The organism is Salimicrobium jeotgali (assembly GCF_001685435.2).
Classification (GTDB): Bacteria; Bacillota; Bacilli; order Bacillales; family Halobacillaceae; genus Salimicrobium; species Salimicrobium album.
In genome coordinates, this window is record NZ_CP011361.2 from 1,157,460 (window position 1) to 1,183,107 (window position 25,648).

Here is a 25,648-nt window from a genome sequence, read left to right on the forward strand (position 1 = left end):
TTTCATATGGAGTAATATCTGTATGTACAGCGTAGCCTGCCTTGAGTGGCTTCGAGGGGATTACAGTATTTCAGGAACCATGTCTAAATGGCCAATGAAACATGATTTCGTTCTTTGCTGTATGAAATCGAAGCTGCAAAAGAGGCTAAGGAACGGTCAAAGACTGCCGGAGAAACTCCCTAGACTGTTCGTAAGGACGGAAAACAGTTATTATAGTGTGGACTGAGTGGTAATCCAGTCCGAGTAACGGAGACGTGCTCGACCAGGCTTTAAAGGGGAACCGCCAGAGTGGTGACACTCGGTAGCTTGGTGGGAAAACCTACTGGACCTAAGCCGCAATTTTTACCTGTTTTTCGACCATTCCTTCCTACATAACTTTGAAACGATAATTGGAGCAAACTATGAATTCAAAACTAAAACGTTCTTTATCATTCAGTTTCACCATTGCCGTTATCACTTTTGTGTTAGCGGCTATTTTTTCCATCATTTCTTCATCGCTGCTCAATGGTGTCCCCTGGATCGCAGGTATGGTAGTCGTATTTGTCATCGTTTTGACCGGAGTGTTTTTTGATATGCTGGGGATTGCAGCTACAGCAGGCAGAGAAGCTCCTTTTCATTCCATGGCTTCGGAGAAAGTATTCGGGGCCAAACACGCAGTGGCGATAGTCAGAAATGCCGATCGTTTCGCAACTTTTTGCAATGATGTAATAGGCGACATCGCCGGCATTATCAGTGGTACGGCTTCTGCACTTGTCGTACTTCAACTGGCCATTGCTTTTGGAAATGGAGAAGGTTCTACCTTGCAACTGGTGCTTTCTGTTATAATGACAAGTACGATCGCGGCACTTACGGTTGGCGGGAAAGCCGTGGGTAAATATTTAGCGATTAATCATTCAACTGCTATAATCTTTTTTACCGCAAGGCTTATAGCAAGGTTTGAGAAATATTCTAAGTGGAAAATACTCACAAAATAAATTATTACTGTCTTATAGTGAAGGGGGTCCTTTTATGGATCTGAACAATATTAAAGACCCATCGGTCGTCAAAAATTTGACCGATGAGGAAATGAGAAACTTAGCTCAGGATGTACGAAACTTTTTAATAAATAATTTATCGGAAACAGGAGGTCATCTGGGGGCGAACCTCGGGGTGGTCGAATTGACGCTGGCACTCCATCGCACGTTCGACAGCCCCAATGACCGCTTTCTTTTTGACGTGGGGCATCAGTCTTACGTGCACAAAATCCTTACAGGTCGCGGAGGTCAGTTTGACACGCTGCGCAAGTATCAGGGTTTGTGCGGATTCCCGAAACGTAATGAAAGTGAACACGACGTCTGGGAAACAGGGCACAGCTCCACATCTTTATCGGCAGCGATGGGGATGGCTATTGCAAGAGACCTGAAAAATGAAAGTCATTCCGTAGTTCCTATCATAGGGGATGGAGCCCTGACCGGAGGAATGGCTCTGGAAGCGCTTAATCACATTGGCCATGAGAAGAAGAATGTAACCGTTATTCTTAATGATAATGAGATGTCGATTGCCAAAAACGTGGGAGCTTTGCATAGCGCTCTTGCAAGAATGAGAAGTGCAGGTAAATACAACAGAGTTAAAGACGATTTCGAATGGCTTCTGAAAAAAATCCCGGCAATCGGCGGGAGAGTAGCATCGACTGCAGAACGGCTGAAAGATTCAATGAAATACTTCGTCGTTCCAGGGATGTTTTTTGAAGAACTTGGTTTCACCTATTACGGTCCGGTAGACGGTCATGACTTCGAAGACCTGCAGGGGAATCTTGATTACGCCCGGAAGACCGAGGGGCCGGTCATCGTCCACGTAATGACCCAAAAAGGGAAAGGGTATCAGCCTGCGGAATCGGATGTGAAAGATAAATGGCACGGCGTCGGACCTTATAAAATCGATTCCGGAGAAAAAATCAAACCTGCAGACGCTCCCCCAGCCTGGAGTGAAGTGATCAGTGAGGCTCTCAGGGCGGAAGCACGGGAAGATGAGCGTATTGTAGCCGTTACCCCGGCCATGATTCTGGGTTCGAAATTAGAGAAATTCGGAGAAGAATTCCCGGATCGTCTGTATGATGTCGGGATCGCCGAGCAGCATGCGACGACAATGTCAGCAGGACTTGCTACGCAGGGTATGAGACCTTTCCTCGCTATTTATTCAACCTTTTTACAGCGCGGATATGATCAGGTTATCCATGACGTGGCCAGACAAAACCTTAATGTTATCTTCGGGATTGATCGTGCGGGTCTCGTAGGCGCAGACGGAGAAACGCATCAAGGTGTATTTGATATCGCTTTTCTCAGAACTGTCCCTAATATGTCTATCATGATGCCGAAAGATGAGAATGAAGCAAAACATATGGTTCACACGGCTGTGAAGTATGAAGATGGACCGATTGCTCTTCGCTATCCCAGAGGAAACGCGCTCGGCGTCGAAGTGGCGGATAAACCCGAAACGATTGATATCGGTTCATGGGAAACATTAAAACCTGGTGAAGATGCGGTGATTCTGACTTTCGGCACGACCATTCCGCTTGCGATAGAGGCGGCTGAAACGCTTCAGGAACAGGGTGTGGACGTAGAAGTTGTGAATGCAAGGTTTATGAAACCGATGGATGAAAAAATGCTTCATGAAATATTTGAACGTAATATACCGGTACTCACTCTTGAAGAAGCTGTGGTACAGGGAAGTTTCGGATCTGCAGTTCTCGAATTCCAGAGTGATCACAGTTACTATAACAGACCTCTGAAACGTATTGGATTACCTGACAGGTTCGTTGAACATGGAGATGTTAAGGACTTATGGAAGGAAGTCGGATTAACCAGAGAAAATGTAGTGGATAAAGTTTTGAAGTTGTTACCGCAAAGCGAGAAAAGGGCGTAGTTTATGGGAAAGAAAGTTAGACTGGACACATTGCTTGTGGAAAGAGGATTCGTGGAAACGCGGGAGAAAGCAAAGAGAACCATCATGGCGGGTCTGGTTTTTTCTGAACAGCAGAGGCTTGAAAAACCAGGGGTCAAGGTGGCAGAGGATATTGAACTGAGAGTGAAGGGGAAAGCTATCCCCTACGTAAGCAGGGGAGGACTGAAGCTTGAGAAAGCTATCTCCTGCTTTTCTCTTGACTTGAAAGACAAAGTGATGGTGGATATCGGCTCTTCGACTGGAGGCTTTACGGACTGCGGTCTTCAGAATGGAGTGAAGCTGAGCTACGCCATAGATGTCGGGAATAACCAGCTGGACTGGCGGCTCCGGAATCATGAGCAGGTAGTAGTGATGGAAAGAACTAACTTCCGGTACGTCACGAGAGATGATCTGTCTTTCGGGATGCCTGAGATTGCCACTATTGATGTTTCATTCATATCTTTGAAGCTTATTCTCCCGGTGCTGGCAGATTTGATAAAACCCGGCGGAGATGTAGCAGCCCTTATTAAACCCCAGTTTGAAGCTGGCAGAGAACAAGTGGGTAAAAAAGGTATCGTAAGAGACTCTCAAATACATGAAGAAGTGATTACCAGACTCATTACCTATGCCCGTCAACTTGGTTTTGAAACGAAAGGTCTCACTTTTTCGCCGATTACAGGCGGGGACGGGAATATAGAATTTCTCGTACATTGGCAATTCAACCCCGGGGAAGAGGAGCGTCCGTGGGAGATAGAAAAGGTAAGAGAACTTGTGGCGGACGCACATTCTCAGTTGACGAAAGTGTGAGCCGATTCGAAAGGGGACGGGTTATTTTATATGACTTTAAGCAAAGGGCAAAGGCACATAAAAATCCGCGAAATGATTACGAGTGAAAATATTGAAACACAGGATGATCTTGTATTCAGACTGAAATCACTGGGATATAACGTCACCCAGGCTACTGTTTCGAGGGATATTAAAGAATTGCATCTGGTAAAAGTACCGGTAGCCGACGGGCGTTACAAATACAGTCTTCCGGCTGACCAGAAATTCAACCCTCTGGAAAAACTGAAGAGGATGATGATGGACTCATTTGTCAGTATCGACCGTTCGGGACACTTTATCGTATTGAAGACTTTACCCGGAAATGCTCACGCGGTAGGAGCTCTCATTGATAACCTGGACTGGGAAGAGATCATGGGGACGATCTGCGGGGACGATACGTGTCTGATCATATGCAGGGCAGAGTCCCAGACTGAACAGGTGAGTGAGCAGCTGCTGAATATGTTGTAAGCGAAGGGGTTTCTATCATGTTAACTGAATTGACTATCAGAGATTTTGCAATTATCGATTACGTCTCTTTAACATTGAAAGATGGATTGACTGTGTTAACCGGAGAAACGGGTGCCGGTAAATCGATTATTATTGATTCCATTCAATTACTGACGGGAGCAAGAGGCTCTGTAGAATTTGTAAAGCATGGAGCCAAACGTGCAGAGATAGAAGGTTTATTCAACGTAGATGGAAACCACGCTGTCTATGCTAAAGGCGAGGAGTACGGAGTGGAAATAGATGAGGATGGTATGGTGGTGCTGCAACGCTCCATCACCCATCAGGGGAAAAGCATCTGCCGGGTGAACGGAAAGCTGGTGACTCTCGGTGTTTTAAGGGAGTTCGGTAAATCCTTAATAGACATACACAGTCAGCACGAAACGCAATCGCTGATGGACCCGGAACGCCATATTGATCTGCTGGATACCTATGCGGCGGAAAAGCTGCAACATCCTAAACAGGAATATCGGAAACAGTACGAAAAATACAGGTCTCTCCAAAAAAGATATCAGGAATTAAGTGACAACGAGCAGGAAATGGCACAGCGGCTCGATTTGCTGGAGTTCCAATGGAATGAACTGGAAGAAGCGCACCTTTCCCCAAAAGAAGACGAAGAACTGATGGAAGAAAGGAATAAGTTATCAAATTTCGAAAAAATTTATTCCGGTCTCAACGATACGTACGAAGCTTTATACGGTGAACAAAAAGGGATGGACTGGGTTTCTCATGCTATGATGAGCCTGGAGGCGACCAGTGACTATGACGAAAACTACCAAAAAATGTCTGATGAGCTTTCCAATGCCTATTACGTAGTGGAGGAATTGACTTTCCGGTTGAGCACGGAAATGGAAGCCCTCGAATTCGATCCCGAGAGGTTAAATGAAATCGAAGAGAGACTCGACGAAATTAACCGTCTCAAAAGAAAGTATGGGCAGTCCGTCGAAGAAATGCTTGAACACAAGAGTAAAGTGGAGGAAGAAATTGATGAAATTAACAATAAAGATTCGTTTCTTTCAAAGCTTGAATCGGAAATAAATGATGTGTCGGAAGACCTCCTTCTGGAAGCTCAGCACATCCATGATATACGGAGCGAGGCTGCTAAAGAGCTCGTAGAAGCGGTGCATGAAGAACTGAAGGACCTCTATCTCGAAAAATCCGTCTTCGATGTAAAAGTCGAGAAAAGAAAAGGCGGAAAGGAAAGTCCCATGATGAATGGACGTCAGGTGGCTTTGAATTCGAACGGGGTTGATGAAGTAAGGTTCATGATTACGACGAATCCGGGTGAGCCGTTGAAACCACTTCATAAGATAGCCTCCGGTGGAGAAATGTCCAGAATCATGCTGGCCTTAAAGCAGATCTTTTCAAGACATCAGGGGATTACCAGTGTAATCTTTGATGAAGTCGATACGGGTGTAAGCGGGCGTGTAGCACAGGCGATAGCCGAGAAGATATTTAAGATTTCCGTTAATTCCCAGGTGCTATGCATTTCCCACCTGCCTCAAGTTGCTGCTATGGCGGATACGCATGTGCAAATTCAAAAAAATATCACCGACAACACCACAAAAACGAACGCCAAAGAACTCGATCACCACGAAAAAGTCGAAGAAGTTGCACGGATGATCAGCGGAGCGGAACTTACCGAGACCACACTGCAGAACGGCCGTGAATTACTTAATCTCGCTGAGTCGTTCAAAGCAAAAGTGTAAAAGCGCCCATATGGGCGCTCAGCTTGTAGAGAAACCCCGTGTTTTTCTGCAAGCTTTTTTTGTGCAGTTCGTGCGGGCGAATACCACTCGCTTTCCGCGGACGAACGCCCGAGCCTCCCTCGTGAAAACCCACACTGCGGGGTCTCGGGTCGCCCGTTTTTCCGCAGGAGTCTCCTGGTATTCGCCCTCCCCTCACCGAAAAAGACTCTCCTTCACCTATCTCACCCTGGATAGGTGGAGGGCAATCTTTTTCATGTTTTGGCAGGCCGCCGTCAGTAACGCTTGTTCGCGTACATTCTCTTTTCCGCGCAAGCGACAATAACGCAGCCCGTGCAGTTCTTTTGAATCTGCGAAGCTACGTTCAACTTTCTCTTTTCTCATGCGATAGATCCACTTGCCTTCATTAGAAAGCCGGTTCAACCGAACCTTCTCCTTCGAGCTTTCCCATACATGGCGAGTGATCGTTTTTTGATACTTCTTATTTTGGGTACACTTCGCTAGAAGAGGGCAATCTGCACAATTTTCAGGGTTTGATTTGTAATGCCGATACCCCTCACGATCGGTGGTCGAATAGCTTAAAACTTCACCCTGGGGGCACACATATTCATCCCGCTCTTCATCATATGCATATTTCCATTTCGGAAGAAGCCCTTTCTTTGACTGGTACCTTCGATGAGCAATAACTCCAAATATTCCTCTTTCCATTATAAGCCCATGACATATAGGGTTCGTCAGATAGCCGGCATCTAGACCTACAGCTTCCACCTCAAAGCCAAATCGTTCGATTTGGCGGTCCAAACGTTGTAAGTAAGGTCTGGAATCATGAATATTTCCTGGCGTTACATGAACATCAGTAATGATGTTATGTTTTAAATCTGTGGTACGGTGATCAAGATAAAAGAAGCCTTCCGGCTTATTCTCCCGGTAAAGATAACCACTCTCGCTATCCGTGTCGCTAACCTTAATTTCCTTTGTCTTTTTTACCCCCTCCTTTTCCTTCAGAGGCTTTTTTTCATGATCTTCACGATCTTTTCTTACGGCTTCTTCCAAATCTTCGAGGTAGTCTACCGTTTCTACTTCAACTTCTTGTTTTGAGAATTTCTTCTTATTAGCGTTGGCTTTCAAGTGCGTGGAATCTGTGAATAATACACGGCCGGAGACCATACGGTGGTTCATCGCTTGGAGCACGATTTCATCAAAAACTTCTTGAAAGATATCCGTGTCTTTGAAACGAGTGCGGCGGTTCCAACTAATAGTGGAATGATGGGGGACTTTGTCTGTAAGATTCAACCCTAAGAACCAACGATAAGCAACATTCGTTTGAATTTGTCGCTCCAATTCGCGTTCGGAACGAACGCCATAAATATAACCAATGAACATCATTTTGAATAAAACAAGAGGATCCAAAGAGGGACGGCCATTATCTTCTGAATAGTAAGGACGGACTTTTTCAGGAATGAAAGAAAAATCTATGTATTGGTCAATTTTGCGTAGGAGATGATCTTCAGGGACAAGCTCTTCAATGGTAACCATTTCGATTTCATTTTGTCGTTCAGTTTTAGATTGAAACATCCAATCACCTTTCGTTGATAAGTTACAGCTATTATAACAAATTAACGCGGTGATCTATTAAAAAAACAGAAAAAATAAAAGCTGCCGAGACTTTCTCGACAGCCTGAGCGCCCATATGGGCGCTTTTTATTATGAATTTACGACGGATATAACCTTTTATATGCAAAAAGTGTATTTATTTATTTCAGAACGTTCAGGTGGATTACAAAAACCATTCGAAATGTGGAAAGGTATGTGTTAAAATTTTTAATTATCTAATTCTTTACCACATTAAAAGGGAGCTGTACATATGAAAGTAGTGAAATTCGGAGGAAGTTCTGTGGCCAGTGGGGCACAATTAAAAAAAGTGACGGAAATTCTGGAGAGTGATCCTGAACGGACGGTCGTCGTCGTTTCGGCCCCGGGTAAGCGGACGGCAGATGATGAGAAGGTCACTGATCTGCTCATTCAGCTGGGGGAATCCGTAGACGACAATCATATGAACGGGGATATTTACGAGAAGGTGAGAAACCGTTTTAAGGAGATTATAGATGACCTGGATCTTTCGGACAGAACTCTTTCGGAAATTACGAATAAAATTGATGAAGGGATAGCGATGATCAGAGGAGGAGCCGCAAACGGTATAGATGCATTGAAAGCATGCGGGGAAGACGGGACGGCCCTGATTTTAAGTGCGTTTTTATCCGAAAGGAAGCATAACGCTTCGTATGTCCATCCGAAAGAAGCGGGAATCTTTCTGAAAGATGAACCGGGGGGTGCTCTTGTACTTGAAGAAAGTTTCGCCCATCTTTATGAATTGCGTAAGAAAGAGGGGATTCTCGTAATACCGGGATTTTTCGGTTATACGAAAGAAGGGAAGCTTATCACTTTCTCACGCGGCGGCTCGGATATCACCGGTTCTATTGTAGCTGCGGGTGTCAAAGCCGATCTTTATGAAAATTTCACGGACGTTGATTCGGTTTACTGTGTTAACCCGGCTCTTGTTAAGAACCCGAAAGAGATGAAGAATCTGACTTACAGAGAAATGCGCGAGCTTTCCTATGCAGGGTTTTCTGTATTCCACGATGAAGCACTGATTCCAGCTTTCAAGGAGAAAATACCCGTGTGTATAAAAAATACTAACAATCCGGAAGCACCGGGGACTATGATTGTTGCGGAAAGAGAAGATACATGCGGGGATGTGGTCGGCATAGCGAGCGATGACGGATTCGTGACGATTTATGTAAGTAAGTATCTGATGAACCGCGAAATCGGGTTCGGGCGTCGTCTTTTGCATATACTTGAAGATGAAGAAGTCTCTTTTGAACACGCTCCTTCCGGTATAGATGACATGTCCATTATTCTCAGGGAAGATGTTCTTCCTTCTCACAAAGAAGAAACCGTAGTAAAAAGGATCAGGGAAGAATTGCAGGTGGATACGGTGGAAATCGAACGTAACATGGCGATGATTATGATTGTCGGGGAAGGGATGAATCAGAGAGTGGGAGTTGCCAGCAAAGCTACCAGGGCGTTTGAAAAGGCTGGTGTAAACCTTGAGATGATCAACCAGGGCTCCTCCGAAGTTTCGATGATGTTCGGCATTCATGAAGATGGGATGGAGAAATCTGTACAGGAACTGTATAAAATGTATTTTTCGTGAAAATAAAGTTATTGTTTTTAAACGAGCAGATTTACTGCTCGTTTATTTTTTGCTGAAGCACACTGTAGGAAGTGATAAAATAATCCTTTTCCGCTATACGAAGAAGTTCCGTAAAGAGACGGGCTGTCATCGTTGCGTCGTTTAAAGCATGGTGTCGTTCCAAATTGTGAATGTTGAAATGGTTGAGTAACGGATCCAGCCGGTGGCTTACACCTGGAAGGGTATATTTCGCCATCAGTTGCGAATCGATACATGCAGGAGAGTATTCCGGTAATTTCCAGCGCTTCACCATAGCTCTCAGGAACCGTACGTCGAAATGGGCCGGATGAGCCACAAGCGTACTTTTTTCAGAGAAGGAGAGAAATTTTTGGAAGCCTGTAATAAAAGATTCGGCACCCTCAAGGTCTTCTCTCGATAAATTGGTAAGAGAGAGGATATGGTTCGGAACGGGTCTGATCGGTCTGATCAGCTGATGCATTTCCCCGGACTTCTGTCCTTCCCCATCTATTCTCACAGCCCCGATAGAAAGTACTTCATGCCCTATTTCCGGGAGGAATCCAGTCGTTTCAAGGTCGAACACCGTATACTCCCTTTCTTTTAGGAAATCCGAACTATTACTTTCCCCTCTGTTCTCCATATAGGTACACAGGTTGTTATATTCCTCGGTTTCAAAGTAAGGTTTCATTTTGAAATAATATATAGGTTTTTCTATAAAAATGTATTTTAAAATTTGAAGGTCTACCGGCAGCATTACATCACCCGATTCCGATTATAGCTTAACTCAAGCACCTGCTGAAGACGCTTCGCTACATTCAATGCTTCTTTCAAAGAACGCCTTTCCTGTTTTTGGAACTTCACAAGAGAGACATAGTTACTGAGGGGAGAACCGTTTTTGAGTTGCTCAAGATTTAACGTCAGTCGGAACAGCATAAGTCTGTGAAGGGACAGCTTCGCATTTTCCACATCCCGTGGATGAAAGTGATTTTCTTCGGCCAATAAAGTCAGACGCTGCACTGTATTATTCACTTCCACCCCGTATTTCATACTGTAAATACGAACAGCATTAACGATCTGCATAGTGGCTGATTTCTTTAAATCAAGTAAACGTTTCTTCCCGAAGCCGTTTATACGTCCGAACGGCTGTACCGGAACGCGGAATCTCAAAGTATCTTTCATAAGCAGCTGGTGGAGTCCGAGAGAATTTTTCACTTTATTGGATACGTATTTTTTCAACTCATAGGCAAGCGTGTAGTCACCGAACACAGGGCGGAAATCCATGAAAACCGTAAAATCCCTTATTTCTTCGGCATCCAGTTTTTTTATCCATTCATCCACGCTTGTTCTCCACTCCTGTTCGTTTTTTCTCCATTTTCTTTCTTTAGCCATAATCCCGCCGCTGCAGTAGGGAAAACCGCACTCATCCAGCATGTCATTGATTCTCTTCGTGAAGCGGGAAAAGTAGGCTTCAATCTTCTCTTTGTTTCTGGAGGATTCATAATCGGCGAGAATGATGCCATTATCCTGATCGGTGGAAAACGTCTGTTCTTTCCGCCCGCCGCTTCCCATAATTAAAAAACAGTAGTTGATAGGAGGTGCACCGTAGCCGAGACTAACCATTTCATCTTCTGCAAGCTGGATGATCTGCTTGTGGATGCGATCGTTATAGTTGGTTATTAATTCAGCGATGTGATAAGCAAGCATCTGATCATCGATAAGACTTCGTACAAACTCCTGAAATCTTTTGTTGTACACGGGAGAAAGTTTCACTAATTCTTCCAGTGTTTTGGCATTTGAAATTCTGTACGTCAGGTCGAAGTAGACAGACTGATTAATTTGAATGAACGAAGATTGCCTTAAAATTCCGGCTACCTGATCTTTGTGCATAACAGGAATAACGGTGGCAGGGTGGTGTTTTAAAAAGCTTAGTGCATCAAAAATGAAATCCTGCTCACCTACACTGAAGTTTTCATCCTTCATATACTTACTGACGGAAGAGTAAGACTCGCCATTCATAAAAGCTTCCACGATTTCGTGGTAACTGATCATACCTTTGAAATTTTGTCTGTTTTCCGATACGAGAAGACCTTCCACCTCTTCCTCGCGCAGCACCTGGGCGGCTTCGGCTATAGTGCAGGACGGCTGGATGAATACCGGTTTCTCCATGTATTTCTTGATGCGTTCTTTGAAAAGACCGTTTTCATTTTCTTCTTCTTCGTCAGAACTTTTATACTTGACTTCATCGTAAAGACTTTTCGTCAAACCGCTTAGCCTATCGAGAATAACATTCGAAAATGTCGGATTGTCTTTCATTATTTTCAGGAAGGAAGCACGTTTAAGCTTTAAAGTCTGGACGGGTTCGAGGCATCTGACCGAGAAACGCATTTTTTCACTTGTCAATAGAACCATGAGGCCGATGAGATCACCGGGGTAAAAATAACGGATCGAATGCTGTGTCCCGTCTGCACGATGCATAATGCTGTCGGCCAGGCCTTCGATCAGTATGTGTACGTCCGTTTCGCTCTGGTCTTCGTGGATGACGAATTCATTTTTTGAGTACTCTTCTCGGGTTGACTCTCTGAAGAGCTCCGAAAACTCTTCTTCGTCCAGCAGTTCGAACGGATATTGATGTCTCCAAACGTCTATATTCACTTCCATAGATAACTCCCTTTCTGAAGAAAAATTAAAGATACTGCACGGGAACAAAAAAGTAGAGCTTTTCAAGCTCTACCTGTTTTCAAAACGGCCTTTCGTTTTGTTTCTTTTTCTGTCGCGATGCAGAATGAATCCTCCGATGAAAAAGAGGCCGCCGATTACAAATATAACTCCTGCCACACCCTGGAGGAACAGGTGGAGAAAGATTGGTTGTAGCTCGCCGAATAAGGAATCCCTGATAAGTTTAATTCCATAGACTGCAAGAACCCCGGGTGCCACTAATATAAGCAGTGCAACTAAACGCATATGCTGTACTCCTTTTTTCTTAACATTATTCTCAGTATAGCAAAAATTATGTAACTAGGGAAAAGTTTCACTATTGCTAAAGTGTGCATAATCATTTATGATTTAAGTGTGCAAAAAGTTGCAGGGTGTGATGAAAATGAAACGTGTAATTATAGTAGGTGCCGGAACCGGGGGAAGTGCTCTATTGAATCTGCTGAAAGAAACGGATCAGATAGAGATTGTAGCGATTACCGATATAAATCCCGGGGCTATAGGTCTGCAAAAAGCTGCGGAATTCGGCATTCCGTTCGGGGAGAACTGGGAACACTGGATGGACGAATCGGTTGATATAATTTTCGAGGCGACCGGGGAAGAAGAAGTCTTCAAAGAGCTGCAAAGAAGGACCTCTAAAGATATAGTTGTCGTTCCCGGAGCGATTGCTTACGTTATATCCGCGCTGCTTGAAGAGAAGAATTCACTTATCTCCGAAAAAAGTGAACAGGCGCATAATCAAGATTTGATTCTGAACAGTATCCACGATGGAATGATCGTCATAGATTCTCACAACAAAGTGGTTTTTATCAATCAGAGTTCCGAAAGAATACTACATACCACCAAAGAGCAGGTGGTGGGTCGTCCTGTAACAGATGTGATACCGCTTACAAAACTTCCCGAGTTACTTACGACGAAAGAGAAACAGATAAATAAAGAAGTATCCCTACCGAATGGTAAAAAACTTCTATCCACAAGAATTCCGATGGTTGATGCTTCGGGCAACATCATAGGGGCATACGCTATATTCAAAGACATCACAGAAGCGGTGGCACTCGCCGAAGAACTGACGGACATTAAAGAAGTAACGACCATGCTGGAAGCTATCATCAATTCATCGGAAGAAGCTATCTCCGTAGTGGATGAAAAAGGAAATGGCCTGATGATCAATCCTGCATACACTAAAATCACCGGCCTTACAGAACCACAGGTGATAGGCAAACCGGCCACTGCCGATATCTCAGAAGGTGAAAGTATGCATATGCAGGTGTTGCGTACCGGAGCACCTGTAAGAGGAGTACAGATGAAAGTCGGTCCCAAAAAGAGGGATGTCCTCGTAAACGTAGCTCCGATAATCGTGGAAGATGTAATTAAAGGCAGTGTGGGAGTTCTGCATGACGTGTCGGAACTTTATCAGCTGAATGAAGAGTTGTCCAAAGCGAAACAGCTCATCAGAAGTTTGAAAGCTTCCTACACCTTCAAAGATCTGTTAGGAAAATCGGAAGCGCTTCAATTAGTCATCGACCAGGCCAAAATCGCTGCCAATACCTCCGTGACCGTTCTTCTGCGCGGGGAGTCCGGAACGGGTAAGGAACTTCTGGCTCATGCCATACATCATGAAAGCGAACGTTCCGACCGTAAATTCATCAGAATCAACTGCGCCACTATGGCACATGATTATATAGAGGAAGAGTTATTCGGAGTGGCGGGCTCCCCAGGCAGAGAAGGTTATTTCGAAGAGGCTCATAAAGGCACTCTGTTTTTGGATGAAATCGGTGAACTGCCCGTTAAAATACAGGCTAAACTGTTGAGAGTGTTGCAGGAAAAAGAAGTGAAAAGACTCGGAAGCAGCCGCGCCAGCAAAATTGATGTAAGAATCATAGCAGCTACGAACATGAACCTGGAAAAAGCTATCGGTAACGAGTTCTTCAGGGAAGACCTCTACTACCGTCTGAACAAACTGCCGATACATATCCCGCCTCTCCGGGAAAGGAAAGAAGACCTCGTCGAACTCATCCCTTTTCTTCTGGAAAAGCTGAATGATGCTTACGGACGTAAAGTGGAGGAAGTGGACAGGGAGGCTTTCGAAAGGCTGATGAATTATGAGTGGCCGGGAAATATAAGGGAACTCGAAAACATTCTCGGAAGAGCATTCATAAATATGGAGCACTCCGGTACGGTGATAAGAGCTCACCATCTCCCCGCTTTGAGCAGCGACATTACTGCCGAATTCAACAGAAGAGCAGACTGGGAGGACTTCCAGCTTCAGGAAGTGGTCGAGCAGTATGAAAAACAGGTGCTCGTACAGGCGTATCGCACTCATAATTTCAATAAGACGAGAACGGCCAAAGCATTAGGGGTGTCTCTCCGGAATCTCTACTATAAGCTTGATAAATACGGGTTAAGCAAGAACGATACTAAAGAGTAGGAGGTGGAGCAATGAAACGACTGGATCAGCTGCTGCATAAATCGAATGCCAACAGGCGCACGGTGGCCGTAGCTCAGGCGGATGAACCCGGGATTTTAAAAACAGTGGCTCGTGCAGTGGAAGAAGAGTTGTGCGATTTCCGCCTGTTCGGTGACGGGGAGAAAATCAAAAGTATTGCGGCAGAAAACGGTATCTCTCTTGAACAGGGAATAACTGTAGAACATGTCTCTTCCGGCAGCGCTTCAGAGATGGCTGTAAAAGCGGTGAGCGGTAATGCGGCAGATGTTCTTATGAAGGGCCACGTAGATACGGGCACACTTATGAAACAGGCCCTCCACAGGGACTATGGACTGAAAGGGAACAAAATACTTTCGCACGTTGCCCTTTTCGATTTTCCGGAATACGAAAAAGTCCTGTTCCTTACAGATTCCGCAATGAATATCAGTCCGGATCTCCACGAGAAGAAACAGATAATCGAAAATGCGGCACACGTTGCCCGCAGGACGGGCATCGACGAACCGCTCGTAGCTCCGCTGGCTGCTATTGAAACGGTGAATACATCGATGGAAGCTACTACCGACGCAGCACTGCTCAGTCAAATGAATGCGCGGGGACAAATAGCGGGATGTATCGTCGACGGTCCGTTGGCTTTTGACAACGCGATCAACGAAGAGGCTGCCAGGAAGAAAGGTATTACTTCCAGGGTAGCGGGTCATGCTGATATATTAGTAGCACCTGATATTGAGGTGGCTAATGTATTATATAAATCTTTTGTATTTTTTGGAAAGGCAAGGGTAGCGGGGATTATTGCAGGAGCTCGGGCGCCGATTGTTTTGACTTCGAGATCCGACAGTACCGAGAACAAGCTGTTTTCACTGGCACTTGCCATAAATGAGGAGGAATAATAATGGAAATCTTTAACTACATGGAAACGTACGATTATGAGCAACTTGTATTCTGTCACGATAAGACTTCGGGGCTGAAAGCGATCATCGCCATTCACGACACTACTCTTGGGCCTGCACTGGGTGGAACAAGGATGTGGACGTATAAAACCGAGGAAGAAGCGGTGGAAGATGCCTTAAGACTTGCTAAAGGAATGACGTATAAAAACGCAGCAGCAGGTCTGAATCTCGGAGGAGGTAAAACAGTAATTATCGGGGATCCTAAAACCGAGAAAAACGAAGAGATGTTCCGGGCGTTCGGCCGTTATATCCAGGGACTGAGCGGCCGTTATATTACTGCGGAAGATGTAGGTACGACCGTGCAGGATATGGATCTTATTTATCAGGAAACTAATTTTGTGACCGGAATTTCTTCCACCTCCGGAGCTTCCGGTAACCCTTCTCCGATTACTGCTTATGGGGTCTACAGAGGAATGAAAGCGGCTGCCAAAGAAGGCTTCGGCACCGATGATCTTAATGGCCGGACAGTAGCTGTCCAGGGAGTGGGTAACGTAGCATACAATCTCTGCCGTTATCTGCACGAGGAAGGCGCGAACCTGATTGTTACCGATATTAATAAAGAAGCAGTAGCAAGAGCCCGCGACGAATTTGGGGCGCGCGTCGTCGAACCTGATGAAATCTATGACGTGGACTGCGATATTTACGCCCCTTGCGCCCTTGGAGCTACCTTGAACGATGACACGATTCCAAGAATCAAAGCGAAAGTGATCGCGGGTGCTGCCAACAACCAGCTCAAAGATTCAAGTCATGGAGAAACCCTGCATAAAAAAGGCGTCATCTATACTCCGGACTATGTATTGAATGCCGGCGGTGTCATTAACGTGGCTGATGAACTGAACGGCTACAACAAAGACCGGGCGATGAAGAAAGTGGAAACTATTTATGATAACGTCAGTCAGGTATTCGAAATATCAAGAAGAGATAACATACCGACGAACGAAGCTGCTGATCGACTTGCCGAGGAGCGGATCGAAAGAATGAGACACTCCAGAAGTCAGTTCCTGCAAAGCGAAAAACATATACTGAAAAACCGTATCTAAGAGGAGAGCGCTTATGGAGTTTCACACACTGGTAATAAACCCGGGGTCCACCTCGACGAAAGCTGCTCTTTTCAAAAACAGTACCCCGGAATGGGAAGAAACCATCCGGCACGGGCAGGAAGAACTGAAACAGTTCAGACGCCTGATGGATCAGTACCCGTTCAGGAAGCAACTGATCCTTGGACTATTAGAAGAAAAAGGGTTCCGGGCTGATAAGTTAGATGCCGTATGCGGTCGGGGTGGTCTGTTAAAGCCCATTCCCGGCGGCACTTATGAAGTTAACAATTCTATGCGTGAGGATTTAAGAAAGGGATACAACGGGGAGCACGCCTCCAATCTAGGCGGTCTCATAGCTCATGATATTGCAGCGGAGGTGGAAGCGAAAGCATTCATCGTTGATCCGGTAGTAGTCGATGAACTGGATGAAATAGCCCGTCTTTCGGGAGTTCCCGAGTTACCGAGGAAGAGTATTTTCCACGCTTTGAATCAGAAAGCCGTAGCCAGACGCGCCTGCAGGGAACTGGATCTGACATATGAAAAAGCCAACCTTATAATCGCCCACATGGGGGGCGGAATAACGGTAGGGGCTCACCGCGGCGGTAAAGTGGTGGATGTCAATAACGGCCTTCACGGAGAAGGACCATATTCTCCTGAAAGAGCCGGGACAGTACCGGCAGGGGACCTGGTCCAGTTGAGTCTCTCCGGCGATTATTTTCTCGATGAGGTCATGGAGAAACTTATCGGCAAAGGAGGACTCACGGCTTATCTTGGTACGAGTGATGCAGTGGAAATAGAAAACAGGATAGGAAAAGGCGACAGGGAGGCCAGACTTGTCTACGAAGGTATGGCCTATCAGGTAGCTAAAGAAATTGGAAGTCTCAGCGTGCTTTTCGGCGGGACGATTGATGCAGTAATACTTACGGGAGGACTCGCTTACGGTAAAGAGTTTACCGGCTGGATCGAGGAGAAAGTCTCCTGGATCGGCAAAGTGATGATTTTTCCCGGTGAAGATGAGATGTCGGCGTTAAACGAAGGCGCTCTTCGCGTACTTAAAGGGGAAGAAGAAGCAAAAGTGTATTCTTGAAGATAGGGGATGAGTAATAGTGGCAAATGAATATGATCTGGTAGTTTTAGGAGGCGGAACCGGCGGTTATGTCGCGGCCATAAGAGCTTCTCAGCTTGGGAAAAAAGTGGCTATCGTAGAAAAAGGGGCTCTCGGAGGTACATGTCTGCACAGGGGCTGCATACCTTCCAAGGCACTATTGAAAAGTGCAGAAGTTTTTTCGCAGACCAAGAACTCGATGGAGTATGGAGTGGCATCCGAAGGAGTGAAGCTTGACTTCGGGAAAGTACAGGAAAGAAAGCAGTCGGTGGTAAACAAATTGTACAACGGAGTTCAATCCCTCATGAAGAAAGGTAAAATCGACGTATATGAAGGACACGGACGAATACTCGGCCCATCCATATTCTCGCCTTCAGCCGGAACGATTTCCGTAGAAATGACGAGCGGCGAAGAAAATGTAATGCTGCTTCCCAAAAACGTGCTTGTTGCCACCGGTTCGGCCCCGAGAACTCTTCCGGGACTCGAGGTGGACGGCGAGCAGATTATGACCTCGGATGAGGCGTTGGAAATGAAGGAACTGCCGGCGTCAATCATTATCGTCGGAGGCGGAGTCATCGGGATCGAATGGGCTTCGATGCTGGCTGATTTCGAAGTGGATGTAACAGTGGTTGAATTCGCCGATAGAATCCTTCCTCAGGAAGACAAAGATGTCTCGAAAGAAATGGAGCGCCTCCTGAAACAGAAAGGGATTACTATCCACACGGGCACGAAGCTTCAGCCCGAAACGCTGAATACCGGTGACACACTGACAGTTTCAGCTGTGAAGAAGGAAGAGGAGCTGGAACTTCAGGCCGAAAAAGTTCTTGTTTCTGTTGGACGTAATGCGAACGTCAAAGATATCGGACTCGAAAACACTGATATTGAAATTAAAAATGACGTGATCGATACAAACGACATGTACCAGACGAAGGAAAGCCATATTTATGCTATCGGAGACGTGATAGGCGGACTGCAGCTCGCTCACGTAGCTTCACACGAAGGAATGACAGCCGTTGAACATATGAACTACGGAACGCCGGACCCCGTGGATGATAAACTGATTCCTTCCTGCATATACTCCAGTCCCGAATCAGCCAGAGTAGGTTGGACGGAAGAGGAAGCCGTAGAAGCGGGATTCGACATTAAAACGGGTAAATTCCCTTTCCAGGGAGTAGGAAAAGCTCTTGTAGAAGGGGAAAGCGATGGGTTCGTAAAGATTATAGCGGATAAAAATACAAATGATATTCTCGGTGTCCATATGATTGGCCCGGACGTTACGAATCTCATCTCCGAAGCCGGACTTGCGAAAGTACTCGATGCCACTCCTTGGGAAGTCGCTTCGAGCATACATCCTCATCCTACACTCTCGGAGGCAATGGGAGAGGCTGCTATGGCGGTAGACGGTAAACAAATTCACGGCTGACAAAGGAGGAAGAAACAGTATGAGTAAGAATAGACACGAAAAGTTGGGACTCAGTGATGAACAGGTTTTGGATATGTACCGCACTATGTTACTGGCAAGAAAAATTGATGAAAGAATGTGGCTGTTGAACCGCTCCGGTAAGATACCTTTCGTCATTTCCTGTCAGGGTCAGGAAGCCGCTCAGGTGGGTGCTTCGTACGCGCTTAATCTGGAAGAGGACTACGCCCTTCCTTATTATCGTGATATGGGCATCGTGCTTTCTTTCGGAATGACGCCAAGAGAACTGATGCTTTCCGCATTCGCCAAAGCGGAAGATCCGAACAGCGGAGGACGCCAGATGCCCGGGCATTTCGGCCAGAAGAAAAACAGAATAGTAACCGGCTCTTCTCCGGTAACGACACAGGTACCACACGCAGTCGGTATCGGTTTGGCAGCTAAAATGGAGAACAAAAATATCGTCAGTCTCGTCACTTTCGGCGAAGGCTCTTCCAACCAGGGGGACTTTCACGAAGGAGCGAACTTTGCAGGTGTCCATAAATTGCCGGTGATTTTTATGGTGGAAAACAACAAATATGCAATATCGGTTCCGGTAGAGAAGCAGATCGCCTGCGAAAAAGTTTCGGACCGTGCTATCGGCTACGGTATGCCTGGAGAAACAGTGGATGGAAATGATCCTCTTGCAGTATTCGAAGCTGTTAAAAAAGCGGCAGACAGAGGTCGGAATGGTGACGGGCCATCTCTCATCGAAGCGGTTTCCTACCGGCTCACCCCCCATTCCAGTGACGATGACGACCGTACGTATCGCGAGAAGGATGAAGTGGATGAGGCGAAAAAGAAAGACTCGCTTATTACATTCGGTAATTACCTGCGCGAAACGGGAATCCTTACAACCGAGAGGGAGAAGGATCTGGAACAGGAATTGAAAGATATAATCAATGATGCTACTGACTATGCCGAAGAAGCTCCGTACGCTTCTCCTGAATCGTTGATGGATTTTGTATATGAAGAGTGAGGAGGATGGGAAATGCCAGTAATTTCTTATATTCAGTCTGTAACCCAGGCTTTAAAAGAAGAAATGAGAAGAGACGATAAGGTGTTTGTATTAGGGGAAGATGTCGGCGTCCGCGGAGGAGTTTTCCGTGCGACGGATGGCTTGTATGAAGAGTTCGGCGAGCAGCGGGTCATTGATACTCCGCTTGCTGAATCCGCTATCGCCGGAGTGGGGATAGGTGCAGCGATGTATGGTATGCGCCCGGTGGCCGAAATGCAGTTCGCCGATTTCATTATGCCTGCAGTGAACCAGATTGTATCGGAAGCAGCCAAAATTCGTTACCGTTCGAACAACGACTGGAACGTTCCGATGACTATCAGGGCCCCTTATGGAGGGGGCGTACATGGAGCGCTGTACCACTCCCAGTCCGTGGAGGCACTGTTTGCAGGAACGCCCGGACTGAAGATCGTTATGCCTTCTACTCCTTATGACGTTAAAGGGCTGCTGAAAGCCTCTATAAGAAGTAACGATCCGGTGCTTTTCTTTGAACATAAGCGCGCTTACCGTCTGATAAAGGGTGAGGTTCCCGAAGAGGATTATACACTCCCTATCGGTGAGGCGGATGTGAAGAGGGAAGGTTCGGACATTACCGTGATTACGTATGGTCTGTGCGTACACTTCGCCCTGCAGGCCGCGGAAAAACTGGAAAAAGAAGGAGTGGACGTGCACATTCTTGATTTGCGTACCGTCTACCCGCTTGATAAAGAAAGTATCATCGAGGCAGCTAAAAAGACAGGGAAAGTTCTTTTGATCAGTGAAGATAACAAAGAGGGCGGAATCATCTCCGAAGTTTCTGCTATCATCAGCGAAAACTGTCTGTTCGATCTGGACAGTCCCGTCGAACGTCTGGCCGGCCCCGATGTTCCTGCTATGCCTTATGCACCTACCATGGAAAAAGCATTTATGATGAATCCGGACGAAGTAGAAAAAGCTATGCGGAACCTCGCAGAGTTTTAGGGAGGAATATTCATATGGCAATTGAAAAGATAAACATGCCCCAGCTCGGGGAAAGCGTAACGGAAGGTACAATCAGTACGTGGCTTGTAAAGCCCGGGGATACAGTGGAGAAATACGATCCGATTGCAGAAGTTATGACGGATAAGGTTAACGCGGAAGTCCCTTCTTCTTTTACAGGTACAATTACGGAATTGCAGGCTGATGAGGGAGAGACTATAGCAGTCGGAGAGCTCATCTGTTATATAGAAACAGAAGATGCATCCGGGAACGGCTCTGAAGGTGATTCCGGCACGGATGAATCGGACGAACAGGAAGAAACTGCTACCGGGAAAGCGGAAGCAGAGTCTGATAAAGAAACAGCTGCGGCTAAACCGAGATACTCACCGGCGGTACTTACTCTTGCATCTCAATATGGTATCGACCTTGAAGATGTGCCGGGAAGCGGTAAAGACGGCCGTATTACAAGAAAAGACGTCGAGAAATACCAGGCTGAAGGCGGAGCTTCCAAGGCACAGAAAGAAACGAAACAGCCGGCCGGAAAGACGGAAGCAACGGAAAGCCGTAAGGCAAAAGCTCCAGCGGCCGAGGTCTCTTCCGATGTGGGCGATAAGGAAATTCCTGTTACAGGGGTCCGTAAAGCCATCGCATCCAATATGGTCACTTCCACTACTGAAATACCACATGCCTGGATGATGGTCGAAGTGGACGTGACGAATCTCGTGAAACTCAGGGAGAAGAACAAAGAGGCCTTCAAAAAACAGGAAGGGTACAGCCTTACTTATTTCTCCTTCTTCGTAAAGGCAGTTGCTCAGGCGCTCAAGGAATATCCGGAACTGAACAGCCAGTGGGCCGGAGATAAAATTATCCAGAAAAAAGATATTAACCTGAACATTGCTGTTGCTAAAGAGAATGAACTGTTCGTACCCGTCATCAAACATGCGGACGAGCTGAGTGTGAAAGGTATTGCAAGAAACATTACCGACCTTGCAGCAAAAGCAAGAAAAGGTAAGCTGACTACAGAAGATATGCAGGGCGGGACATTCACCGTCAACAACACCGGTTCCTTCGGTTCCGTACAGTCCATGGGGGTAATCAATCATCCTCAGGCAGCCATTCTCCAGGTGGAATCGATTGTTAAAAAACCTGTATACATGGATGGGATGTTCGGACCGAGAGATATGGTGAACCTCTGTCTATCTCTGGATCACCGCGTTCTGGACGGACTGATAGCGGGGAACTTCCTGCAAAAAGTTAAAGAGATACTGGAAAATATGGATGAAAACGATTCAGTTTATTAACCATAGTAATGTTATGTAAACTATCTCTTAATTGAAAGTTACTGCTCTGGTTGGTAGAATGTGTTTAACACTACGTAAAGGAGCGATTAATATGGATTTCAATTTATATATGGATGATGTAGTAACAAAAGCAAGAAACGAAATTGTAGAAGCCGGATACGAAGAACTTACCACCCCGGAAGAGGTGGACGAAGCTTTGAAGCAGAACGGAACGACGCTCGTGATGGTTAATTCGGTCTGCGGCTGTGCCGGAGGTATTGCAAGACCTGCTGCGAGAAATGCGATTCATTATGATAAACGACCGGATCAGCTTGTGACGGTTTTCGCAGGACAGGACAGAGAAGCTACAGAGAAAGCCAGAGAATACTTTGAAGGATACCCGCCTTCCTCGCCGTCTTTTGCCCTTTTAAAAGATGGAAAAATCCAGACTATGGTGGAGCGTCACGACATCGAAGGGTTTGAACCGATGGAGGTTATCAACAAACTTCAGAAAGATTTCGATACTTACTGTGAAGAAATGTAATCGGAAAGAAAAAGAGTCTTTGACTGCAAAGACTCTTTTTCTATGAAAGGGTTTAACAATATGAGGATAGGGTCCAGAACTATTAAAACTGCTCTTGGTACACCTTTGGCCATATGGATGGCGCAGTTGCTGGAGCTGGATAATTTCGCTTCGGCAGGTATCGTGACGATATTATGTATTCAGGTTACGAGGAAAAGGTCTCTTCTATCTGCATGGCACAGGTTTGCTGCCTGTATGCTTGCGATTCTTTACTCATTTATATTTTTCGAAGGGCTGATGGGTTTCACGCCACTTGCTATCGGCGTCATGCTTCTCTTGTTTATACCTACTACCGTTCGGCTGAAGATAACACCCGGAATCATTACGAGTTCTGTAATCGTTCTCCATTTGTATACCTTCGGTAAAATCGATCTCTCAATCGTGTGGAACGAATTTTTACTGATAGTTATCGGTATAGGAATAGCTTTAATACTTAATATATATATGCCAAGCCTTGAACGGAGCCTTGAGGAATACCAGACGGATGTGGAAGACTGCTTCTCTTCGATACTGAAGGAAATTTCACTTTATCTGAAGGAGGAGAAATACGCCTGGGCGGGAGAGGAACTGACCAGAACTGCCGAATTGCTGGAGGAAGCGAAAGCGCTGGCCTACAAACAGGTGGAGAATCGTCTGCTTAAACCGCACCACCCTTATTATCATTATTTCCATATGAGGACGAAACAGTTTGAACTGCTGGAGCAGATGCTCCCGCTTGTAACGAGAATTTCCCAGTACGATGAATACGCAAGTAAAATCGGGGATCTTTTTGAAGATTTATCGGGAGCAGTCCATCCCGGGAACACGGCTCTCCTGTACTTGAGAAAACTGGAGGAATTACGTAACTACTTTAAAGAGGAACCACTGCCCGAGTCACGCGAAGAATTCGAAAGCAGAGCGAGTCTGTATCAACTGTTGAACGAACTCGAGGATTACCTGATCATCAAACGTTCCTTCAAGAGAAGCGACATTTAAAAAAGCAGTCGTTTCGGACGACTGCTTTCTCTGCTGATTATAAAAAATAACTGGCTCCCATTAATAGGGAAGACAACAGCATGGAAAAAATCATGAGATATATAACAACTTTCATACGCTTCTCCCGTTTCGACGGTTTTCTGTGCTCGGCCAAGTGCGGTACCTCCTTCACTTACATATGCTAATCGTATTTTACACAAGATTTTGAAAGAAGACAAGAGAGCGTGAAACCCGGGTAATAAAACTTGTACAAAGTAAGCGCTTTATTGTTATTATGTTAATATAGTAAGTTATTAAGGAGGAATATTATGAGTGGGCCCTATGAGAATCAAAAGAATAAATGGAAACAGAATGTCGAAAAAACTCTGCAGAAGTTCCCTGAAAGAAAAGAACCTTTTGAAACCAGTTCGGGCATTCCTGTACATAGACTGTATGAACCTGAGAAACCCGAAGACGGTTATCTGGAGAAACTGGGCTTTCCAGGTGCCTATCCCTATACGAGAGGGATACAGCCGACGATGTACCGCAGCAGACACTGGACCATGCGTCAATACGCCGGATTCGGTTCTGCGAAAGAAACAAATGAACGTTTCAGGTATCTTCTTGATCAGGGGCAGACCGGACTCTCCGTCGCTTTCGACCTGCCTACCCAGATAGGTTATGATTCGGACGATCCGATGGCTGAAGGCGAGGTCGGGAAGGTGGGGGTCGCCATAGATTCCCTCGAGGATATGGAACAGCTATTCGCCGAAATACCGCTGAACAAAGTGAGTACTTCTATGACTATTAACGCTCCCGCCTCCATCCTTCTGGCGATGTATATTGCAGTAGGCGAGAAACAGGGAGTGGCCAAGGAAAAACTTACAGGAACTATTCAGAATGATATACTTAAAGAATACATAGCAAGAGGAACTTATATTTATCCGCCCGAGTCTTCCATGAGAATTATAACGGATATATTTTCCTATTGTCAGGAGAACCTGCCTAAATTCAACACAATCAGTATATCGGGCTACCATATAAGAGAAGCCGGGGCTACAGCAGTACAGGAAGTGGCATTTACACTTGCTAACGGAATGGCCTACGTAGATGCCGCACTTGCAGCAGGACTGGAAATAGATCAGTTTGCTCCAAGGCTCGCATTTTTCTTTAATGCCCATAACCAGTTTTTCGAAGAGGCTGCAAAATACAGAGCAGCGAGAAGAATGTGGGCGAAAATCATGAAAGAAAAATATAACGCTCAGGATCCGAAGAGCTGGAAGATGCGTTTCCATACGCAGACCGGAGGAAGCACACTGACGGCCCAGCAGCCGGATAACAACATAGTAAGAGTTACTGTACAGGCGCTTGCCGCCATAATGGGAGGAACACAGAGCCTGCACACGAACTCGAAAGATGAGGCTCTCGCCCTTCCTACCGAGGATTCTGCGAGAATCGCTCTCCGGACCCAGCAGATTCTGGCTCATGAAAGCGGCGTTACCGAAACGGTGGATCCACTCGCAGGTTCGTATTTTGTGGAGTCCCTCACCGATGAGATAGAAGAGAAGGCGAACGAGTATATTAAAAGGATTGATGAATTCGGAGGAGCCGTAAAAGCGGTGGAAGCCGGTTATATGCAAAGAGAAATCCATCAGACCGCTTATGAAACGCAGAAAGATATCGAAAAAGGTGAAGATGTCATCGTAGGGGTGAATGAGTTTACGATTGATGAAGAAGTGGAGCCGGAACTTCTGCGTGTAGATGAAAAGCTCGAAAAGAACCAGGTGGAAGCAACAGAGCGGATCAGAGAGAACCGTGACGCTGACGCTGTTGCTGATTCCCTTAAGAAATTGAGAGAAGCGGCTGTAAATAATGAGAATCTTATGCCTTTTATAGTGGAGGCCGTGAAAGTGTATGCGACCGTCGGAGAAATAGCCAACGTACTGAGAGAAGAATTTGGGGAATATACAGCAATGTAGGAAGGATGAACT

Annotated in this window: 22 protein-coding genes; 17 read left to right on the forward strand and 5 right to left on the reverse strand. The window is 45.8% G+C overall.

Annotated elements, in window-relative coordinates:
* Positions 1-401 precede the first annotated feature (401 nt).
* From AAV35_RS05805 to recN, 5 genes are read left to right on the forward strand one after another with little or no spacing between them, the layout of a single operon-like run.
* Positions 402-974: a hypothetical protein gene (locus AAV35_RS05805; protein WP_008588935.1), complete on the forward strand. Its 573-nt coding sequence runs from the start codon at positions 402-404 to the stop codon at positions 972-974.
* Between the two features lie 34 nt (positions 975-1,008).
* On the forward strand, positions 1,009-2,901 hold the full coding sequence (dxs, locus tag AAV35_RS05810) for a 1-deoxy-D-xylulose-5-phosphate synthase (RefSeq protein ID WP_008588937.1): 1,893 nt from the start codon (positions 1,009-1,011) through the stop codon (positions 2,899-2,901).
* 3 nt (positions 2,902-2,904) lie between these two features.
* Complete coding sequence (locus tag AAV35_RS05815) at positions 2,905-3,726, forward strand: TlyA family RNA methyltransferase (protein ID WP_008588938.1); 822 nt, start codon at positions 2,905-2,907, stop codon at positions 3,724-3,726.
* A 30-nt stretch (positions 3,727-3,756) separates the two neighbouring features.
* Entirely contained in the window at positions 3,757-4,212 is a 456-nt protein-coding gene (gene ahrC, locus AAV35_RS05820; RefSeq protein WP_008588939.1) for a transcriptional regulator AhrC/ArgR, read from the forward strand.
* A 17-nt stretch (positions 4,213-4,229) separates the two neighbouring features.
* On the forward strand, positions 4,230-5,957 hold the full coding sequence (recN, locus tag AAV35_RS05825) for a DNA repair protein RecN (RefSeq protein WP_008588941.1): 1,728 nt from the start codon (positions 4,230-4,232) through the stop codon (positions 5,955-5,957).
* Positions 5,958-6,173: 216 nt separating this feature from the next.
* Here recN and AAV35_RS05835 read toward each other — a convergent pair whose 3' ends face one another.
* Positions 6,174-7,529 (reverse strand): IS1182 family transposase, encoded by a 1,356-nt coding sequence (locus AAV35_RS05835; RefSeq protein ID WP_065757338.1) that lies wholly within the window; start codon positions 7,527-7,529, stop codon positions 6,174-6,176.
* A 289-nt stretch (positions 7,530-7,818) separates the two neighbouring features.
* Here AAV35_RS05835 and AAV35_RS05840 point away from each other — a divergent pair, with 289 nt between their 5' ends.
* Positions 7,819-9,168 (forward strand): aspartate kinase, encoded by a 1,350-nt coding sequence (locus AAV35_RS05840; RefSeq protein ID WP_008591239.1) that lies wholly within the window; start codon positions 7,819-7,821, stop codon positions 9,166-9,168.
* 31 nt (positions 9,169-9,199) lie between these two features.
* On the opposite strand, the gene AAV35_RS05845 is transcribed toward AAV35_RS05840, so the two are convergent.
* The 3 genes from AAV35_RS05845 to AAV35_RS05855 all read right to left on the reverse strand — a co-directional run bounded on the left by AAV35_RS05845 (position 9,200) and on the right by AAV35_RS05855 (position 12,126).
* Positions 9,200-9,748 (reverse strand): 3'-5' exonuclease, encoded by a 549-nt coding sequence (locus AAV35_RS05845; protein ID WP_237757038.1) that lies wholly within the window; start codon positions 9,746-9,748, stop codon positions 9,200-9,202.
* A 170-nt stretch (positions 9,749-9,918) separates the two neighbouring features.
* Complete coding sequence (locus tag AAV35_RS05850; RefSeq protein ID WP_008591242.1) at positions 9,919-11,823, reverse strand: DUF294 nucleotidyltransferase-like domain-containing protein; 1,905 nt, start codon at positions 11,821-11,823, stop codon at positions 9,919-9,921.
* Between the two features lie 69 nt (positions 11,824-11,892).
* The gene (locus AAV35_RS05855; protein WP_008591245.1) at positions 11,893-12,126 is read right to left on the reverse strand and encodes a DUF2627 domain-containing protein; all 234 of its coding nucleotides are present in this window, start codon (positions 12,124-12,126) and stop codon (positions 11,893-11,895) included.
* A gap of 136 nt (positions 12,127-12,262) precedes the next feature.
* On the opposite strand from AAV35_RS05855, the gene AAV35_RS05860 reads away from it, so the two are divergent.
* The 10 genes from AAV35_RS05860 to AAV35_RS05905 all read left to right on the forward strand — a co-directional run bounded on the left by AAV35_RS05860 (position 12,263) and on the right by AAV35_RS05905 (position 23,678).
* Complete coding sequence (locus tag AAV35_RS05860) at positions 12,263-14,305, forward strand: sigma-54-dependent Fis family transcriptional regulator (RefSeq protein ID WP_008591246.1); 2,043 nt, start codon at positions 12,263-12,265, stop codon at positions 14,303-14,305.
* Between the two features lie 11 nt (positions 14,306-14,316).
* Complete coding sequence (locus tag AAV35_RS05865; RefSeq protein WP_008591248.1) at positions 14,317-15,210, forward strand: bifunctional enoyl-CoA hydratase/phosphate acetyltransferase; 894 nt, start codon at positions 14,317-14,319, stop codon at positions 15,208-15,210.
* 2 nt (positions 15,211-15,212) lie between these two features.
* The gene (locus AAV35_RS05870; RefSeq protein ID WP_008591251.1) at positions 15,213-16,310 is read left to right on the forward strand and encodes a Leu/Phe/Val dehydrogenase; all 1,098 of its coding nucleotides are present in this window, start codon (positions 15,213-15,215) and stop codon (positions 16,308-16,310) included.
* Positions 16,311-16,323: 13 nt separating this feature from the next.
* Positions 16,324-17,394, forward strand: a complete 1,071-nt coding sequence (buk, locus tag AAV35_RS05875) for a butyrate kinase (RefSeq protein WP_008591253.1) — start codon at positions 16,324-16,326, stop codon at positions 17,392-17,394.
* Between the two features lie 19 nt (positions 17,395-17,413).
* On the forward strand, positions 17,414-18,835 hold the full coding sequence (gene lpdA, locus AAV35_RS05880) for a dihydrolipoyl dehydrogenase (protein ID WP_008591255.1): 1,422 nt from the start codon (positions 17,414-17,416) through the stop codon (positions 18,833-18,835).
* Between the two features lie 19 nt (positions 18,836-18,854).
* The gene (locus AAV35_RS05885) at positions 18,855-19,847 is read left to right on the forward strand and encodes a thiamine pyrophosphate-dependent dehydrogenase E1 component subunit alpha (protein ID WP_008591257.1); all 993 of its coding nucleotides are present in this window, start codon (positions 18,855-18,857) and stop codon (positions 19,845-19,847) included.
* Between the two features lie 12 nt (positions 19,848-19,859).
* Positions 19,860-20,843, forward strand: coding sequence for an alpha-ketoacid dehydrogenase subunit beta (locus AAV35_RS05890; RefSeq protein ID WP_008591259.1), 984 nt, complete (start codon positions 19,860-19,862; stop codon positions 20,841-20,843).
* A gap of 14 nt (positions 20,844-20,857) precedes the next feature.
* Positions 20,858-22,141 carry a dihydrolipoamide acetyltransferase family protein gene (locus tag AAV35_RS05895; protein WP_008591262.1) on the forward strand — a complete coding sequence of 428 codons (1,284 nt, stop codon included), beginning with the start codon at positions 20,858-20,860 and terminating at the stop codon, positions 22,139-22,141.
* An 85-nt stretch (positions 22,142-22,226) separates the two neighbouring features.
* Entirely contained in the window at positions 22,227-22,664 is a 438-nt protein-coding gene (locus AAV35_RS05900) for a BrxA/BrxB family bacilliredoxin (protein WP_040609624.1), read from the forward strand.
* A 60-nt stretch (positions 22,665-22,724) separates the two neighbouring features.
* A complete protein-coding gene (locus AAV35_RS05905) occupies positions 22,725-23,678 on the forward strand; it encodes an aromatic acid exporter family protein (protein WP_008591267.1) in 954 nt (317 codons plus the stop codon).
* A gap of 37 nt (positions 23,679-23,715) precedes the next feature.
* Here AAV35_RS05905 and prli42 read toward each other — a convergent pair whose 3' ends face one another.
* Positions 23,716-23,832, reverse strand: coding sequence for a stressosome-associated protein Prli42 (gene prli42, locus AAV35_RS14340; RefSeq protein ID WP_233129772.1), 117 nt, complete (start codon positions 23,830-23,832; stop codon positions 23,716-23,718).
* A 154-nt stretch (positions 23,833-23,986) separates the two neighbouring features.
* On the opposite strand from prli42, the gene AAV35_RS05910 reads away from it, so the two are divergent.
* Positions 23,987-25,636, forward strand: a complete 1,650-nt coding sequence (locus AAV35_RS05910) for an acyl-CoA mutase large subunit family protein (RefSeq protein ID WP_008591268.1) — start codon at positions 23,987-23,989, stop codon at positions 25,634-25,636.
* Positions 25,637-25,648 lie beyond the last annotated feature (12 nt).

What these genes read in the sequence shown, in the direction of transcription:
- AAV35_RS05805 (WP_008588935.1), top strand. Translation starts at nt 402, where the DNA reads ATGAATTCAAAACTAAAACGTTCTTTATCATTCAGTTTCACCATTGCC.
- dxs (WP_008588937.1), top strand. Translation starts at nt 1,009, where the DNA reads ATGGATCTGAACAATATTAAAGACCCATCGGTCGTCAAAAATTTGACC.
- AAV35_RS05815 (WP_008588938.1), top strand. Translation starts at nt 2,905, where the DNA reads ATGGGAAAGAAAGTTAGACTGGACACATTGCTTGTGGAAAGAGGATTC.
- ahrC (WP_008588939.1), top strand. Translation starts at nt 3,757, where the DNA reads ATGACTTTAAGCAAAGGGCAAAGGCACATAAAAATCCGCGAAATGATT.
- recN (WP_008588941.1), top strand. Translation starts at nt 4,230, where the DNA reads ATGTTAACTGAATTGACTATCAGAGATTTTGCAATTATCGATTACGTC.
- AAV35_RS05835 (WP_065757338.1), bottom strand. Translation starts at nt 7,529, where the DNA reads ATGTTTCAATCTAAAACTGAACGACAAAATGAAATCGAAATGGTTACC.
- AAV35_RS05840 (WP_008591239.1), top strand. Translation starts at nt 7,819, where the DNA reads ATGAAAGTAGTGAAATTCGGAGGAAGTTCTGTGGCCAGTGGGGCACAA.
- AAV35_RS05850 (WP_008591242.1), bottom strand. Translation starts at nt 11,823, where the DNA reads ATGGAAGTGAATATAGACGTTTGGAGACATCAATATCCGTTCGAACTG.
- AAV35_RS05855 (WP_008591245.1), bottom strand. Translation starts at nt 12,126, where the DNA reads ATGCGTTTAGTTGCACTGCTTATATTAGTGGCACCCGGGGTTCTTGCA.
- AAV35_RS05860 (WP_008591246.1), top strand. Translation starts at nt 12,263, where the DNA reads ATGAAACGTGTAATTATAGTAGGTGCCGGAACCGGGGGAAGTGCTCTA.
- AAV35_RS05865 (WP_008591248.1), top strand. Translation starts at nt 14,317, where the DNA reads ATGAAACGACTGGATCAGCTGCTGCATAAATCGAATGCCAACAGGCGC.
- AAV35_RS05870 (WP_008591251.1), top strand. Translation starts at nt 15,213, where the DNA reads ATGGAAATCTTTAACTACATGGAAACGTACGATTATGAGCAACTTGTA.
- buk (WP_008591253.1), top strand. Translation starts at nt 16,324, where the DNA reads ATGGAGTTTCACACACTGGTAATAAACCCGGGGTCCACCTCGACGAAA.
- AAV35_RS05885 (WP_008591257.1), top strand. Translation starts at nt 18,855, where the DNA reads ATGAGTAAGAATAGACACGAAAAGTTGGGACTCAGTGATGAACAGGTT.
- AAV35_RS05890 (WP_008591259.1), top strand. Translation starts at nt 19,860, where the DNA reads ATGCCAGTAATTTCTTATATTCAGTCTGTAACCCAGGCTTTAAAAGAA.
- AAV35_RS05895 (WP_008591262.1), top strand. Translation starts at nt 20,858, where the DNA reads ATGGCAATTGAAAAGATAAACATGCCCCAGCTCGGGGAAAGCGTAACG.
- AAV35_RS05905 (WP_008591267.1), top strand. Translation starts at nt 22,725, where the DNA reads ATGAGGATAGGGTCCAGAACTATTAAAACTGCTCTTGGTACACCTTTG.
- AAV35_RS05910 (WP_008591268.1), top strand. Translation starts at nt 23,987, where the DNA reads ATGAGTGGGCCCTATGAGAATCAAAAGAATAAATGGAAACAGAATGTC.